Annotated in this window: 13 protein-coding genes; 7 read left to right on the top strand and 6 right to left on the bottom strand. The window is 70.8% G+C overall.

Annotation, left to right across the window (positions count from 1 at the left end; genetic code table 11):
- Together DEIPI_RS0101255 and lysA are read right to left on the bottom strand one after the other, a co-directional pair.
- Positions 1–1,596 (bottom strand): TIM-barrel domain-containing protein (locus DEIPI_RS0101255; RefSeq protein ID WP_027480598.1); only part of this gene is annotated, 1,596 nt, incomplete at its 3' end.
- Positions 1,597–1,626: 30 nt separating this feature from the next.
- A complete protein-coding gene (gene lysA / locus DEIPI_RS0101250; protein ID WP_045233367.1) occupies positions 1,627–2,784 on the bottom strand; it encodes a diaminopimelate decarboxylase in 1,158 nt (385 codons plus the stop codon).
- 106 nt (positions 2,785–2,890) lie between these two features.
- On the opposite strand from lysA, the gene mnmA reads away from it, so the two are divergent.
- A complete protein-coding gene (gene mnmA / locus DEIPI_RS0101245) occupies positions 2,891–4,021 on the top strand; it encodes a tRNA 2-thiouridine(34) synthase MnmA (RefSeq protein ID WP_027480596.1) in 1,131 nt (376 codons plus the stop codon).
- 202 nt (positions 4,022–4,223) lie between these two features.
- Here mnmA and DEIPI_RS0101240 read toward each other — a convergent pair whose 3' ends face one another.
- The 3 genes from DEIPI_RS0101240 to DEIPI_RS0101230 all read right to left on the bottom strand — a co-directional run bounded on the left by DEIPI_RS0101240 (position 4,224) and on the right by DEIPI_RS0101230 (position 6,260).
- Positions 4,224–4,886, bottom strand: coding sequence for a 3-oxoacid CoA-transferase subunit B (locus DEIPI_RS0101240; protein ID WP_027480595.1), 663 nt, complete (start codon positions 4,884–4,886; stop codon positions 4,224–4,226).
- A 45-nt stretch (positions 4,887–4,931) separates the two neighbouring features.
- Complete coding sequence (locus tag DEIPI_RS0101235; RefSeq protein WP_027480594.1) at positions 4,932–5,405, bottom strand: transcription elongation factor GreA; 474 nt, start codon at positions 5,403–5,405, stop codon at positions 4,932–4,934.
- Positions 5,406–5,564: 159 nt separating this feature from the next.
- On the bottom strand, positions 5,565–6,260 hold the full coding sequence (locus tag DEIPI_RS0101230; protein ID WP_027480593.1) for a CoA transferase subunit A: 696 nt from the start codon (positions 6,258–6,260) through the stop codon (positions 5,565–5,567).
- 214 nt (positions 6,261–6,474) lie between these two features.
- Here DEIPI_RS0101230 and DEIPI_RS0101225 point away from each other — a divergent pair, with 214 nt between their 5' ends.
- Both DEIPI_RS0101225 and DEIPI_RS0101220 read left to right on the top strand, forming a co-directional pair.
- Entirely contained in the window at positions 6,475–7,815 is a 1,341-nt protein-coding gene (locus tag DEIPI_RS0101225; protein WP_027480592.1) for an alpha/beta hydrolase family protein, read from the top strand.
- A gap of 114 nt (positions 7,816–7,929) precedes the next feature.
- Positions 7,930–9,069 (top strand): acyl-CoA dehydrogenase family protein, encoded by a 1,140-nt coding sequence (locus tag DEIPI_RS0101220; protein WP_027480591.1) that lies wholly within the window; start codon positions 7,930–7,932, stop codon positions 9,067–9,069.
- Between the two features lie 3 nt (positions 9,070–9,072).
- Here the strand turns inward: DEIPI_RS0101220 and DEIPI_RS0101215 are convergent, their stop codons facing one another.
- Positions 9,073–9,678: a TMEM175 family protein gene (locus DEIPI_RS0101215; protein ID WP_027480590.1), complete on the bottom strand. Its 606-nt coding sequence runs from the start codon at positions 9,676–9,678 to the stop codon at positions 9,073–9,075.
- Between the two features lie 231 nt (positions 9,679–9,909).
- Between DEIPI_RS0101215 and ftsH the strand changes: the two genes are divergently transcribed.
- From ftsH to DEIPI_RS38630, 4 genes are all read left to right on the top strand, one after another.
- A complete protein-coding gene (ftsH, locus tag DEIPI_RS0101210) occupies positions 9,910–11,763 on the top strand; it encodes an ATP-dependent zinc metalloprotease FtsH (RefSeq protein WP_027480589.1) in 1,854 nt (617 codons plus the stop codon).
- Between the two features lie 270 nt (positions 11,764–12,033).
- Positions 12,034–12,834 carry a septum site-determining protein MinD gene (minD, locus tag DEIPI_RS0101205; protein WP_027480588.1) on the top strand — a complete coding sequence of 267 codons (801 nt, stop codon included), beginning with the start codon at positions 12,034–12,036 and terminating at the stop codon, positions 12,832–12,834.
- Entirely contained in the window at positions 12,834–13,073 is a 240-nt protein-coding gene (minE, locus tag DEIPI_RS0101200; RefSeq protein WP_027480587.1) for a cell division topological specificity factor MinE, read from the top strand. The genes minD and minE overlap by 1 nt, the downstream gene beginning before the upstream one ends.
- Positions 13,074–13,182: 109 nt before the next feature.
- Positions 13,183–13,450, top strand: a 268-nt coding sequence (locus DEIPI_RS38630; RefSeq protein ID WP_045233366.1) for a hypothetical protein, incomplete at its 3' end; no start/stop codon positions are given.

Raw genomic sequence — 13,450 nt, 5'->3', positions numbered from 1 at the left:
GCCACGGAGCCGCAGCGTGTGCCGCCCCGCGCCCGCCCGGGCGTCCACGAACACCTCGCGGCCCGCGCGTTCCACCTGCAGCGTCACCCGCCCGCCGGGCAGCTCGAAGGTCCGCTGGAACCCCAGCCGCACGAACAGGTCGAAGGTGTACGGCCCCTCCGGGCAGTCCGGATCGAGCGCCAGCGGGATCGCCGCGTCCGAGCGCATGTACAGCGGCATCGACTCCAGCGGCAGCTCGCGCAGGCGCAGCCAGCGCGGCCCCGTGAAGGTCCGGTTCGACAGCGCCTCGATCCACTCGCCGTCCGGGAGGTACACCGTGACGTGCGCGGCGGGCGTCAGGACGGGCGCGACCAGCAGGTCCGGGCCCAGCATGTACTGCGTCTCCAGCGTGAGGCAGGTGGGGTCGTCCGGGAACTCGAAGGTCATGGCGCGCATGAGGGGCCAGCCGTGCTCGCGCGCCTCCCACGCGAGGTGATGCAGGTACGGCCGCAGTTCCGAGCGCAGCCGGGCGTACCGCGCGAAGATCGCCTCGGCGCGCGGCCCGAAGGTCCAGGGGGCTCGCGCGGGGTTCACGTACTGCACGTGCGACGACAGCAGCCCGAACTGCGACCAGCGCACGAACAGCTCGGGCGTGAGGCTGCTCGTGGAGTTGTTCACCGTGTTGCCCCACCACGGCTGCCCCGACAGGCCGCACCCCAGCGCGCCGCGCAGCGCGGCCGCCATCGCGCCGAGCGTCCCGACGGCGCGCGAACCCCAGCACACCAGATTCGTCTCGTCGGTCACCTCGGCCCGCACGCCGTGCTCCCGCCAGCGCTCCGTCACGTCCCCGGGGTCACGGGTGGGCACGATGAGCCCCAGCGCCCATTCGGGCGGGGACGCCTCCCGCGTCGTGACACGCCACAGCCGCGAGATCACCCCGCGCAGGTCCGGTCCGTCGAGCACGACGTACTCCAGGGCCGGGACGGGCGACGTCACCACGTACGACAGCAGCGACAGGCGCGGGCTCGCGATCTCGTGCCGCAGCGGCCGCGCCGAATTGAACAGCACCCCGTACCCCTTGCTGGACGCGAAGAACGGCGAGGTTCCCTCCAGCGTCTGCCCGTAGCGGTCGAGCCGTGTGAACTGCTCCCCGAGGCCGTACACGTGCTCCGTCGGGTCGAGCGCGAACGACGCCGCCATCCGCCCGTCCGAGGTCACGCCGAGCGTCAGCACGCGCGGACGGCCCGCCGGGTCGAGGTCGTCGAAGCCCGACGCCCAGAGCGTCTCCCAGCCGTCCGAGTCACGGCCCACCTCCAGGTGGAACACGTCGAGCCGCAACCTCAGGCACAGCCTCTCCCCGGCGATCACCGCGTGGTTCTCCCAGCGGGACACGCTCACCTCGTCGGGCTCCAGCGCCGTGAAGTCCACGTCGTCCCGCGCGGGCACCCTCCGGCGGTCCCCGAAGCGGACCCGTACGAAACCGCCCTGGTAGAACGTGACCTCCGCGCGCAGGCGGGCGCCGCTCGCGAGCGTCACGCCGAAACGCACGCCGTGACGGTGCGCGCGCAGGTTCGTGACGGAAACGGCCGGATCGAAGTCGCGAAAGCTGGGGTGCAAGGGCGTCCTCCGGGCGGGGCGAGGGTGAGGTCAGGCCGTCACGGTCTCGGCGTCGAGCTCGGCGCGCCAGACGTCCTCGGGACGCTCGCGGCGACGCACCAGACGCCACTCGCCGTCCCAGAGCGCCTCGGCGGGCCGGGAGCGCGACAGGTACGTGCTGCTCATCACCGCCCCGTACGCGCCCGCCTGACCCACCGCGAGCACCGCGCCCACGGCGGGCTCGGGCAGGGGAACGTCGCGCGCGAGCAGGTCGCCGCTCTCGCACGCGGGCCCCGCGAGGTCGAAGAGCCCCGCGTCCGCGCCCGCCCACAGCGGCCGCACCGGGTGCGTGGCGCCGTACAGCATGGGACGCAGCAGTTCCGTCATGCCCGCGTCCACCAGCACGAAGCGCCGCCCGGTCTCCTTCGTCCCGACGACGCGGGTCAGGAGCGTCCCCGAGGTCGCGACGAGGTAACGGCCCGGCTCCACCCACAGCTCGCGCGCGCCGAAGGCCGCCTGCGCCTCACGCGCCGCGCGCGCGATACCCGCGAGGTCGGCGTCCACACCCCAGCCGCCGCCGACGTCCAGCACCTCCAGCTCCCCCACGGTGGACGCGAGCCCCGCGAGCCGCTCGAAGGCCGCGAGGAAGTCCGACGCGTCGCGAATGGCGCTCCCGATGTGCACGTGCAGGCCGCGCAGGTGGAGGCCGCGCGCCCGCGCCGCCGCGACGGTCGCGGCCACACGGTCGAGCCGCACCCCGAACTTGCTGACGGGCGCGCCCGTCGCGAGGTGATCGTGCGTGCTGACGTCCAGCGCCGGGTTGACGCGCACCAGCACCCGCGCCCCGGCGGGCACGCGCTCCACCTCCTCCTCGCGGTCGACGACGAAGGTCGCGCCGATCTCCCCGCCGAGGGCGTACTCCTGGGGCGTCTTCGCGGGACCGTTCACGATCACCTCGTCGCCGGAGCAGCCGAGGAAGCGCGCACGGGCGAGCTCGCCCGGGGAGACGGCCTCGAAGCCCACGCCCGCCGCGCGAAGGCGGCGCAGCACCGCGAAGTTCGAGTTGGCCTTCATCGCGTAGAACACGCGCGCGTCCCCGAAGGCGGCCCGCACGCGGGCGAGGGCCGCGTCGATCTCGCGGGCGTCGTAGACGTAGAGCGGCGTGCCGAAACGCTCGGCGGCCTCCAGCAGTTGCTCGTCGGGCAGCATCCGGACCATGCTATCAGGCCCCGGGGGTCCTCCCGGTATGGCCGCGCGCACCGAGTGACCGGGCTCACGCCCCCGAGGGCGCGCGCCTGCTAGACTCCCTCTTCGTATGACGAGAGGACGGGTGCTGTGCGCGATGTCGGGCGGGGTGGATTCCAGCGTCTCGGCCGCGCTGCTGCGTGACGCGGGCTACGACGTGATCGGCGCGATGATGCGCTTCTGGCCGGACGACAAACGCACCGACACCTTCGACACCTGCTGCTCCCCGGACGCCGCGTACGAGGCGCGCCGCGTCGCCGATCAGGTCGGCGTGCCCTTCTACCTCCTCGACTACCGCGACGAGTTCCAGCGCTCCATCGTGGAGCCCTTTGTCGCGGACTACGCGGCGGGCCGCACGCCCAACCCCTGCGTGAACTGCAACACGAAGGTGAAGTTCGACGCGCTCGTCCGCCGCGCCCGCATGCTCGGCTGCGAGTACGTCGCGACCGGACACTACGTGAAGCGCGTCGACAGGGAGGACGGCACCGTCGAGTTCCACCGCGGCGACGACCCCCGCAAGGACCAGACGTACTTCCTGTGGGGCACCCCCAGGAGCGCCATGCGGCACATCCTCTTCCCCGTCGGGGAGATGGAGAAGCCCCGCGTGCGCGAACTCGCCGAGCAGTACGGCCTGCTCACCGCGCAGAAGCCCGAGTCGCAGAACATCTGCTTCGTGCCCGGCACCGTCCGGGAGTTCGTCTCCGAGTTCGTTCCCGCGCGCGCCGGGTACATCGTGGAGCTCCGCACGGGCGAGGTCGTCGGGGAGCACCTCGGCACGCAGTTCTACACCCTCGGGCAGAAGAAGGGTCTCGGGCTCTACAGGACGCACGAGGTCCGCTGGGTCGTGCACCTCGACCCCGCCACCAACACCGTCTGGGTGGGCGATCACTCGGACTGCCAGTGGACGGGCCTGCGCGCGCGCGGCGCGAACTGGCTCCTCGACCTCGCGGACCTGCCCGGGACGGTGGACGTGCAGGTCCGCTACCGCGCCACGCCCGTCCGCGCCCGCGTCCTGCGCGTGGGCGAGGACGGCTTCGAGCTCGCCTTCGACGAGCCGCAGTTCGCCGTGACGCCCGGCCAGAGCGTCGTGCTCTACGACGGCCCGCGCCTCCTCGGCGGCGGCCTCATCGAGGACCACCGGCGTGACCTCCCCGCGCTGCGCTTCCCGAAGGGCCGCGCGCCCGAACTCACGCTGAGCTGAACGTAGGAAGGGAAGAGGCGGCGCTCCACCGGGAGCGCCGCCTCTTCCTCGAAGCTCAGATCGCCGCTTCGGAGGAAGGACTCAGCGTTCATACGGAGCTTCGGCTGCGCACGGACCGACCGGAATACGCTCGGGGACGGCCCCTCGCTTTCGCTTCGTCCGTCGACGCGTCTCTGCACTCATGGACGGGACGGCCCGGTCCTCATGCCTCGGGCGTCGGCGCGTCTCTCCACTCAAAAGCGGCTCCGGTCTTTTCCCGCACCTCGGCGAGCGTCACGCCCGGCTGGAGTTCCACCAGCACGAGCCGCCCCTCCACCACGCGGAACACCGCGAGTTCCGTCACGACGGCGTCCACCACCCCGAAGGCCGTGGCGGGCAGCGAGAGCTCCTCCACGATCTTCGGACGGCCGTCCTTCTCCGTGTGCGTCATCGTGACGACGAGGCGCCGCGCGCCCGCGCAGAGGTCCATCGCGCCGCCCACGCCCAGCACCGCCTTGCCCGGCACCGCCCAGTTCGCGATGTCGCCTCGCGCGCTCACCTGCAGCGCCCCGATCACCGCGACGTCCACGTGCCCGCCCCGGATCATCCCGAACGACGCCGCCGAATCGAAGTACACGCTGCCCGGCACCTCCGTCACGGGCTGCTTGCCCGCGTTCACGAGGTTCGGGTCCACCGCGTCCGGCGCGGGCGTGTCCCCGAAGCCCAGCACGCCGTTCTCGGAGTGCAGGAACACGCTGCCGGGCGTCACGAAGGCCGGGACGAGCGCCGGGATGCCGATCCCGAGGTTCACGACGTCCCCCGCGCGAAGCTCGCGCGCGGCACGCTCGGCGATGACGGAACGGACGGACGGACGGACTGAGGTCATGAGGCTCCTTTGCGAACGCGCCGCCCCCGCGGGCGGCGCCGTGAATCACTCGTACTTCACGTCGAGGATCTTGAACTGCTGCGCGCCCTTCGGGAGCGGCACCTGCACCACGTCCCCCTTCGAGCGGCCCGACAGCGCCTGCCCGATGGGACTCTGATCGCTGATCTTGCCTCCCAGGACGTCCACCTCGTACGTGCCGACGATCTCGAAGTGGTGCGTCTTGCCGCGCCCGTCCTCCACGCTGACCCGCGCGCCGAGACCCACGCGGTCGCCCTGATCCTCCGTCTCGACGATCACGGCGCGCGACAGGCGGTCCTCCATCTCCAGGATGCGGGCCTCGTTCTCGGACTGCTGCATGCGCGCCTCGTCGTACGCGGCGCTCTCGCGGAGGTCGCCGTCCGCGATGGCGCTCCCCATGTACTCGCTGATCTGCTCGCGGCGGACGGTCTTGAGGTAGTCGAGGTCGGTCTTGAGCTTCTCGTAGCCCTTGCGGGTCATCTGGATCGGTTCCGTGGACATGTAAACTCCAGTATACCGCCCGTGGAGTGAGGGGATTTTCGGACTGGAGGCGGCCGTCGGCGCTCTCGCGTCGAACGCTCTGCCGTCGTACGGACTCGCCCGTGTACGGACCGGGACGGCCCGGTCCTCATGCCAGGGGCGTCGGCGTGTCTCTGCGACTTATCGGAGCATCTCCTCGACGCTCTTCACGTCCGTGATCCTCACCTGCGCCCGCACCACGCGCTTCACGTAGAGGTGCGGCGTGTGGATCGTGGCGGGCGGCAGGTCTCCGACCTCCACGAGCTCGTCGACCTCCGCGACCGTCACGGCGCCCGCCGCCGCCATGGCGGGGTTGAAGTTCTGCTGGGTCTTGTCGTAGACGAGGTTGCCCAGGCCGTCCGCGCGCCAGGCGCGCACGAGGGAGAAGTCGGCACGGAGGGGCGACTCCAGGACGTGCAGGCGCCCGTCGATGAGGCGCTGCTCCTTGCCCTCGGCGAGCAGGGTGCCTGCCCCGACGGGCGTGAAGAAGCCCCCGAGGCCCGCGCCGCCCGCGCGGATGGCCTCCGCGAGGGTGCCCTGCGGCAGCAGGGTCACCTCCAGCTCGCCGCGCTCCACCGCCGCGACCACCTCCGGGTTGCTGGTGAAGTAGCTGCCGACCGCGCGGCGGATGCGGCCGAGCGCGAGGAGCCGCGAGAGGCCCTTGCCGCCCGGCTCGCCGAGGTTGTTGCTGACGATCGTCAGGTCCCGCGCGCCGTGCTCGCACAGCGCGTCGATCAGGGTGAGGGGAGCACCGACGAGGCCGAAGCCGCCCACCATCACCGTCATGCCGTCACGCAGCCCGTCGAGGGCCGCGAGGGCGGAGTCACGCACCTTCATACTTCCATGAGAACACGTGCGGGTGCGTGGATGCCATCCCACACGCGCGCCGCGAGGGGCCGCGCGGCGTACGTCCGTAAGGTGGGGCGCGCGTCCCGGTTGGCACTTCCCGAGGGGCTTGAGTCCGCCTTCATCTTGTCGCGCGACCCACGCGCGCCCGAGTATGGTTCATGCGAAGTCCTCACAACCCCACCCTTCCCGAAGGAGCCCCCGCATGCGAAGCCCCGCCCTGCTCGCCGCCCTCGCCGTCCTCAGTCTCGGAGGCGTCGTGAGCGCCCAGAACACCGCCGCGCCCGACACGACCTTCGTGTACGGGGACGCCCGTCCCGACGCGCCCGAACTCGCCGCGCGCGGCAAGTACGCGGTGGGCGTGCGCACCATCACCGCGACGAACCCGGACCAGCTCGACATCCTGAAGCTCGGCGAGCAGAACCCCGACCCGCGCGTGGACCGCACCCTCACCCTGGAAGTCTGGTACCCGGCGAGGCTCGCGGCGGGCCAGGCGGCCCTCACCACCTACCGGGACGTGCTCGGGAGCGGCCCGAACGACCCGAAGCGGCCCAACACACCCTTCGAGTTCGCGGGCCGCGCCGTCCGCGACGCGCAGCCCGACGCGTCCGTGGGCCGCGCGCCGCTCGTGATCGTCTCGCACGGCTACCCCGGCTCGCGCCTCATGATGAGCTACCTCACGGAGAACCTCGCCTCCAAGGGCTACGTCGTCGTCGCGATCGACCACACCGAGAGCACCCGCGCCGACAAGGCAGGCTTCGCGAGCACCCTGCTCAACCGACCCCTCGACGACCTCTTCGTGCTGAACCACGTCGCGAAGCTCGCCGCGCCCGGCAGCGGCAGCTTCCTCTCGGGGCTCGTGGACGCCGACCGCACCGCCCTCGTCGGGTACTCCATGGGCGGCTACGGCGCCCTCAACGCGGCGGGCGCGGGCTTCAGCGAGGCCGCCGTGAAGGCCTCCTGGGGCGTGCCCGGCGGGAAGCTCGCGGTGCGGCAGGCGGGCAACGCGGCCTTCGAGCGCAGCCGCGACCCGCGCATCAAGGCCGTCGTGGCCTTCGCGCCGTGGGGCGCGCAGCTCGGCTTCTGGGACGCGGCGGGCCTCGCGGGCCTCAGGGTCCCCACGCTGTTCGTGGCGGGCGATCAGGACGACGTGTCCGGCTTCGCGGAGGGCACGAAGCGCATCTTCGACCTCGCCGTCAACGCGGACCGCTACCTCCTCGTGTACGAGAACGCGCGGCACAACGTCGCCCCGAACCCCACGCCGCCCGCCGCGTCCGCGAACTTCGAGGACTTCATGCACTACAGCGAGCCCGCCTGGGACTCGCGGCGTCTGAACAACGTCAACCAGCACTTCCTCACGGCGTTCCTCGGGACGTACCTGCGCGGCGAGAAGCTCGGCGCGTACCTCGACCTCGTGCCGCGCGCCGTCGACGGGAAAACCTCCCTCAACGCCGACGGCACCCCGAAGCCGGACCACACGTACTGGAAGGGATTCAAGGACCGCACGGCCGTCGGGATGGAGTTCTACCACCTCAAGCCGCGCTGAGCGCGTGCGCGCCGGGCCGGGCTCCTCGTGGGGCCCGGCCCTCCTGCGTGGATGTCATACTGGGCCGAACCCGCACAATCCCGCCCCGGCGCCCGCGCGCCCGAAAGGACATTCATGGACTTCAACCTCCCCCCGGAAGTGGAGCAGATGCGCCGCGCGGTCCTCGACTTCGCGCACGACGTCGTGGAGCCCCGCGCGCACGAGATCGAGGCGACGAACCGCGTTCCCGACGACCTCACGCGCGCCGCCGCCGACCTCGGCCTGTTCGGCCTCAGCATCCCCGAGGAGTACGGCGGCCTCGGCCTCGACATGGTCTCGAAGTGCGCGCTGTACGAGGCGCTCGGGCACGCACACATGGGGTTCGGCGGCGTGATCAGCGCGCACGCCTCCATCGGCACGACCGGCCTCGTCACGCTCGGCACCGAGGAGCAGAAGCGACGCTTCCTGCCGCGCATGGCGACGGGGGAGACCATCGCGGGCTTCGCCATCACGGAACCCACCAGCGGCAGCGACGCCGCCAACATCCGCACCCGCGCCGAGCGGCGCGGCGACGTCTTCGTCCTCAGCGGCACGAAGCACTACATCAGCAACGCGCCCGTCGCGGGCCTGCTCACCGTGATCGCCGTGACGGACCCCACGCAGGGCGCTCGCGGCATGAGCGCCCTGCTCGTGGAGATGGACACGCCCGGCGTGCGCGTCGGCCGCATCGACGAGAAGATGGGCCAGCGGGGCGCCCTCTCGGCCGAGGTGATCTTCGAGGACGCCGAGATTCCCGCCGCGAACCTCCTCGGGCCCCTGCACGGCGGCTACCGCGAGGCCCTCAAGATCCTGACGAACGGCCGCGTCGGCATCGCGGCGCGCGCGACGGGCAGCATGGCGCACCTTGTGGAGCTCGGCGTGGCGCACGCCCGTACGCGCGAGCAGTTCGGGCGGCCCATCGCGGACTTCCAGGCGGTGCAGTTCATGCTCGCGGAGATGCAGGTGGACGTCGTCACGAGCCGCGCGACGTGGCAGTACGTGGCGTGGCTGGTCGATCAGGGCCGGAGCGTCGGCATGGAGGCGTCCGCCGCGAAGCTCCACGCGACGGAAGCCCTCTCGCGCGTGGCGGACAAGGCCGTGCAGATCGCCGGGGGCATGGGGTACATGAAGGACTACCCCGTGGAGCGCTGGTACCGCGATCAGCGCCTGCTGCGCATCTACGAGGGGACGAGCGAGATCCAGAAGGTGATCATCGCGCGAAGCCTCCTCCAGTAATCCCTACTCCCGCTCTCCGCCGAGGGCGAGGACGCGTTCGATGCCGCGGTCGGGCACGAGCCACATCAGGGCGACGAGGGCGAGCATGGCGCCCGTGACGGCGGTGCCGCCACGTCCCAGGAAGGGCGCGACGACGCCCACGACGTACGCGACGATGGAGAGGTTGCCCTTGAGGTCGCCGCCGCCCGAGGCGACCTCCGCGAGGAGGTGGTTGCGGTCGTCGGCGCGGATCATGACGCGCACGAGGATGGTGTAGGCGACGGCGGCGAGCAGCGCGACGCCCGCGTAGCAGGTCATGGCGACCGCGCCGAAGTGGCTCTCGCCGACCCACTCCGTGACGAAGGGGAAGAGCGAGAGCCAGAACAGCAGGTGCAGGTTGGCCCACAGGACCGCGCCGCTCACGCGCCGCACGGCCTGCATGACGTGATGGTGGTTGGTCCAGTAGATGCCGATGTACACGAAGCTGACGGCGTAGCCGACGAGGTGCGGCCAGGCGCGCAGCAGCGCGGTCCAGCCCTCGCCCTCGGGGGGACGCAGCTCCAGCACCATGATCGTGATGATGATGGCCAGCACGCCGTCCGAGAAGGCCTCCAGGCGGGACTTGTTCATGCCTCATGGTGCCATGCGCCCGGCCCGTGCGGCGCCGTCCGGACGGGTGGGGAGGGGGCGCGAATGGTTTGAACACGCTCAAGTTCCAGCGTGTTCCCCGTGCCACTTGTCCCGACTTGAGTCTGGTACACTCAACCCATCGCGGCTCCGGTCGCGCCGGACCGTGTTCCCGGCGTCCCGCCGCGCCCACCACAGCGTTGGCAGTACCCCGTCTTTCTGGAGGACATCACCTTGAGGCGTTTCAATCCCTGGCTTATCCTGCTGCTCGTCCTCGGCCTGTACCTGGTCTTCGCGAACAACCCCGTCGGCGCGCGTCCCGAGATCGACTACACCACCTTCAAGAACCTCGTCAGCGAGGGTCGCGTGGAGTCGGTGTTCCTGTCGGGCGGCAACGCGACGGTCACGCTCAAGGAAGCCCAGAACGTGGACGTCGTCGGTCGGGACGCGCCCGTGTCGAGTCAGACCTTCACCACGCGTCTGCTCTCCAACCCGGCGACGCCCGACAACTCCCTCATCCAGCAGCTGCAGGCTTCGGGCGTGCGCGTGCGTCAGCAGGCGCAGAGCATCTGGCCGCAGATCCTGTTCAACTTCCTGCCCCTGCTGCTGTTCGTCGGTCTGTTCTACTTCATCTTCATGCGCGCCCAGGGCGGTCAGAGCGGCGTGATGCAGTTCGGCCAGTCGCGCGCGAAGCGCTACGGCAAGGAGAACCGCGTCAACACCACCTTCGGCGACGTCGCCGGGCACGAGGAGGCCAAGCGCGAGCTCATCGAGGTCGTCGACTTCCTCAAGAACCCGCAGAAGTACGTCAACATCGGCGCGGAGATCCCCAAGGGCGTGCTGCTCGTGGGCCCTCCCGGCACCGGCAAGACGCTCCTCGCGCGCGCCGTGGCCGGTGAGGCGGACGTGCCCTTCTTCACCGTGAGCGCCTCGGAGTTCATGGAGATGTTCGTCGGCGTCGGCGCGAGCCGCGTCCGAACCCTCTTCGAGGACGCCCGCAAGGCCGCGCCCGCCATCATCTTCATCGACGAGATCGACTCCATCGGCCGCAAGCGCGGCGCGGGCATCGGCGGCGGTCACGACGAGCGCGAGCAGACCCTCAACCAGATCCTCTCCGAGATGGACGGCTTCGACAAGAGCACCTCGGTCATCATCATGGCCGCCACGAACCGTCCGGACATCCTCGACCCGGCGCTGCTGCGCCCCGGCCGCTTCGACCGTCAGGTCACCATCGACCTGCCGAACATGAAGGAGCGCGAGGCGATCCTCAAGGTCCACATGCGCAACAAGCCGCTCTCCACGAGCGTGAACGTCGACGAGCTCAGCAAGAGCACGCCGTACTTCTCCGGCGCGGACCTCAAGAATCTCGTGAACGAGGCGGCGCTGGAGGCGGCGCGCGTGAACAAGGCGCAGATCGACATGAGCGACTTCTACCGCGCGCTCGACAAGATCACCCTCGGTCTGGAGAACGGCAGCCTGACCGTCACGCCCGACGAGCGCCGCGCCATCGCCTACCACGAGGCCGGTCACGCCGTCACGGCGGCCGTCACGCCCGGCGCGGACAAGCTCCAGAAGGTCAGCATCATCCCGCGCGGACGCGCGCTCGGCGCGGCCTTCTACCTCCCCGAGGAGCAGGTGCTCGTCAGCCGCGAGCGTCTGGAGAACCAGCTGGTCGTGTCGCTCGGCGGACGCGCCGCCGAGGAGGTCTTCATCGGTCAGGTCACGACGGGCGCCGCGGACGACTTCCGCAAGAGCACCAACATGGCCCGGCGCATGGTCCTGGAGTGGGGCATGGGCGACACCTTCCAGCATCAGGCCCTCACGACCGACAACGGCCCCGTGTTCCTCGGCGAGGACATGGCGCAGCGCAAGGAGTTCAGCGAGCACACCGCGCGGCTCGTGGACGAGGACGTCAAGCGCATCCTCGACCGCGCCTACGCCCGCGCCAAGCAGCTCGTGACGGAGTACGCGGGCGCCATGCACGAGGTCGCCGACGCGCTCCTCACCAGCGAGCTCATCACCGGCGACGTGGTCCGCGAGGCGGTGTCCAAGGCGCGCCGCGAGCCGAGCGCCAACCCGGCGGACTGATCGACGTCGGTCGCGGGGCGGGCGGGGGAGACCCCGCCCGCCCCGCTTTCGTGGCGATCCGGGGGACCTCACGGCCTCACCTCGCATGAGAAAAGGCGTCCGCGCTTAACGTTGCATGAAGGAAATCTCCCGGAACATGGTATGCTCTCTCCCAGAGCGCATTTAGTGTTGTCAGCGGTCTCCGGTGTCGCGGGCCGCGCGCCCACGCCGGAGAATGCGTCTACACTTGTCACCGATCGCCCCCGAGGGGCGTGCTGAGGAGGATGGAGATTGAACGCCAAAGTCATCGTCGTGACCTCCGGTAAGGGAGGGGTGGGCAAGACCACCACGACTGCCAACATCGGCGCGGGACTCGCGAAGCTCGGCGAGAAGGTCGTCGTGATCGACGTGGACGTCGGCCTGCGCAACCTCGACGTCGTCATGGGCCTCGAGAGCCGCGTCGTCTTCGACCTCATCGACGTGCTCGAAGGCAAGTGCCGCATGCGGCAGGCCCTCATCCGCGACAAGCGTGTCGAGACGCTGTACCTGCTTCCCGCCTCCCAGACGAAAGACAAGGACGCCCTCGACGCGGACAAGATGCGCACGGTCGTCCGCGAACTCATCGAGGAGGAAGGCTTCGACCGCATCCTCATCGACTCGCCCGCCGGGATCGAGTCGGGCTTCAAGACGGCCGCCGCGCCCGCCGAGGGCGCCCTCGTCGTCGTGAACCCCGAGGTGTCGAGCGTCCGTGACGCGGACCGCATCATCGGCCTGCTCGAGGCGCAGCAGGTCCGCGAGATCCGCCTCGTCATCAACCGCCTGCGGCCCAAGATGGTCGCGAGCGGCAACATGCTCAGCGAGGCCGACATCCTCGAGATCCTCGGAGTGAAACCCATCGGCATCGTCCCCGAGGACGAGGGCATCCTCGTGAGCACCAACGTCGGCGAGCCCGCCGTGCTCGGCAGCAGCAAGGCCGGGCAGGCGTTCATGGCGACGGCCCGCCGTCTGCGCGGCGAGGACGTGCCGTTCATGAAGCTGGAGGAGGACCGGGGCTTCCTCGCCGCGCTGCGTCGACTCTTCGGAGGTGCCTGATGTTCTGGGGTCGCGGGAAGCGCACCAAGGAGACCCTCAAGGACCGTCTCGAACTCGTCCTCGCGTACGACCGCGCGCAGATCCCGCCCGGCAAGGTGGACGCGCTGCGCCGTGACCTCATGGAGGTCGTGGAGCGCTACTTCCCCACGCAGGGCCGCGCGGTCGGCCCGAACGTCGAGGTGGAGCAGCGCGGCGACACCGTCGTCCTCGTCGCGAACATCCCCCTGCGCGGCGAGTGACGTCCTCACGTGACGCCCGGCGGACGCACCGCCGGGCGTCACGCCGTTTTCCAGGGAAGCCTCAACGCCTTCCCATCTCCCGTTCCGTGACGATTCCTACACTGCGGTGATGCCCGTTCCCGTCGGCGTGACGCCGCTCGTCCTCGACGCCCTCGACGCCCACGAGGACGGCGTCGTCGTGTTCGACGCGGCGTGGCGCGCGGCCTACATGAACCCCGCCGCCGAGCGCATCCTGCGGACCGAACGCGTCCTCTGGTCGGAACGCGAGCCCGACCCGCCGGGTCTGCTCGGCCCGGACCTGTGGGAGGTGGCGCGGGAAGCGCGCGACGAACGCCGCGAACGGACCTGCGAGCACGCGGACGCGCGCCTGCGCGTCC

It is taken from the genome of Deinococcus pimensis DSM 21231, assembly GCF_000519345.1.
Lineage (GTDB): Bacteria > Deinococcota > Deinococci > Deinococcales > Deinococcaceae > Deinococcus_A > Deinococcus_A pimensis.
The sequence above is the reverse complement of the archived record's forward strand: the minus strand, read 5'-3'. Positions and strand labels throughout refer to the sequence as shown.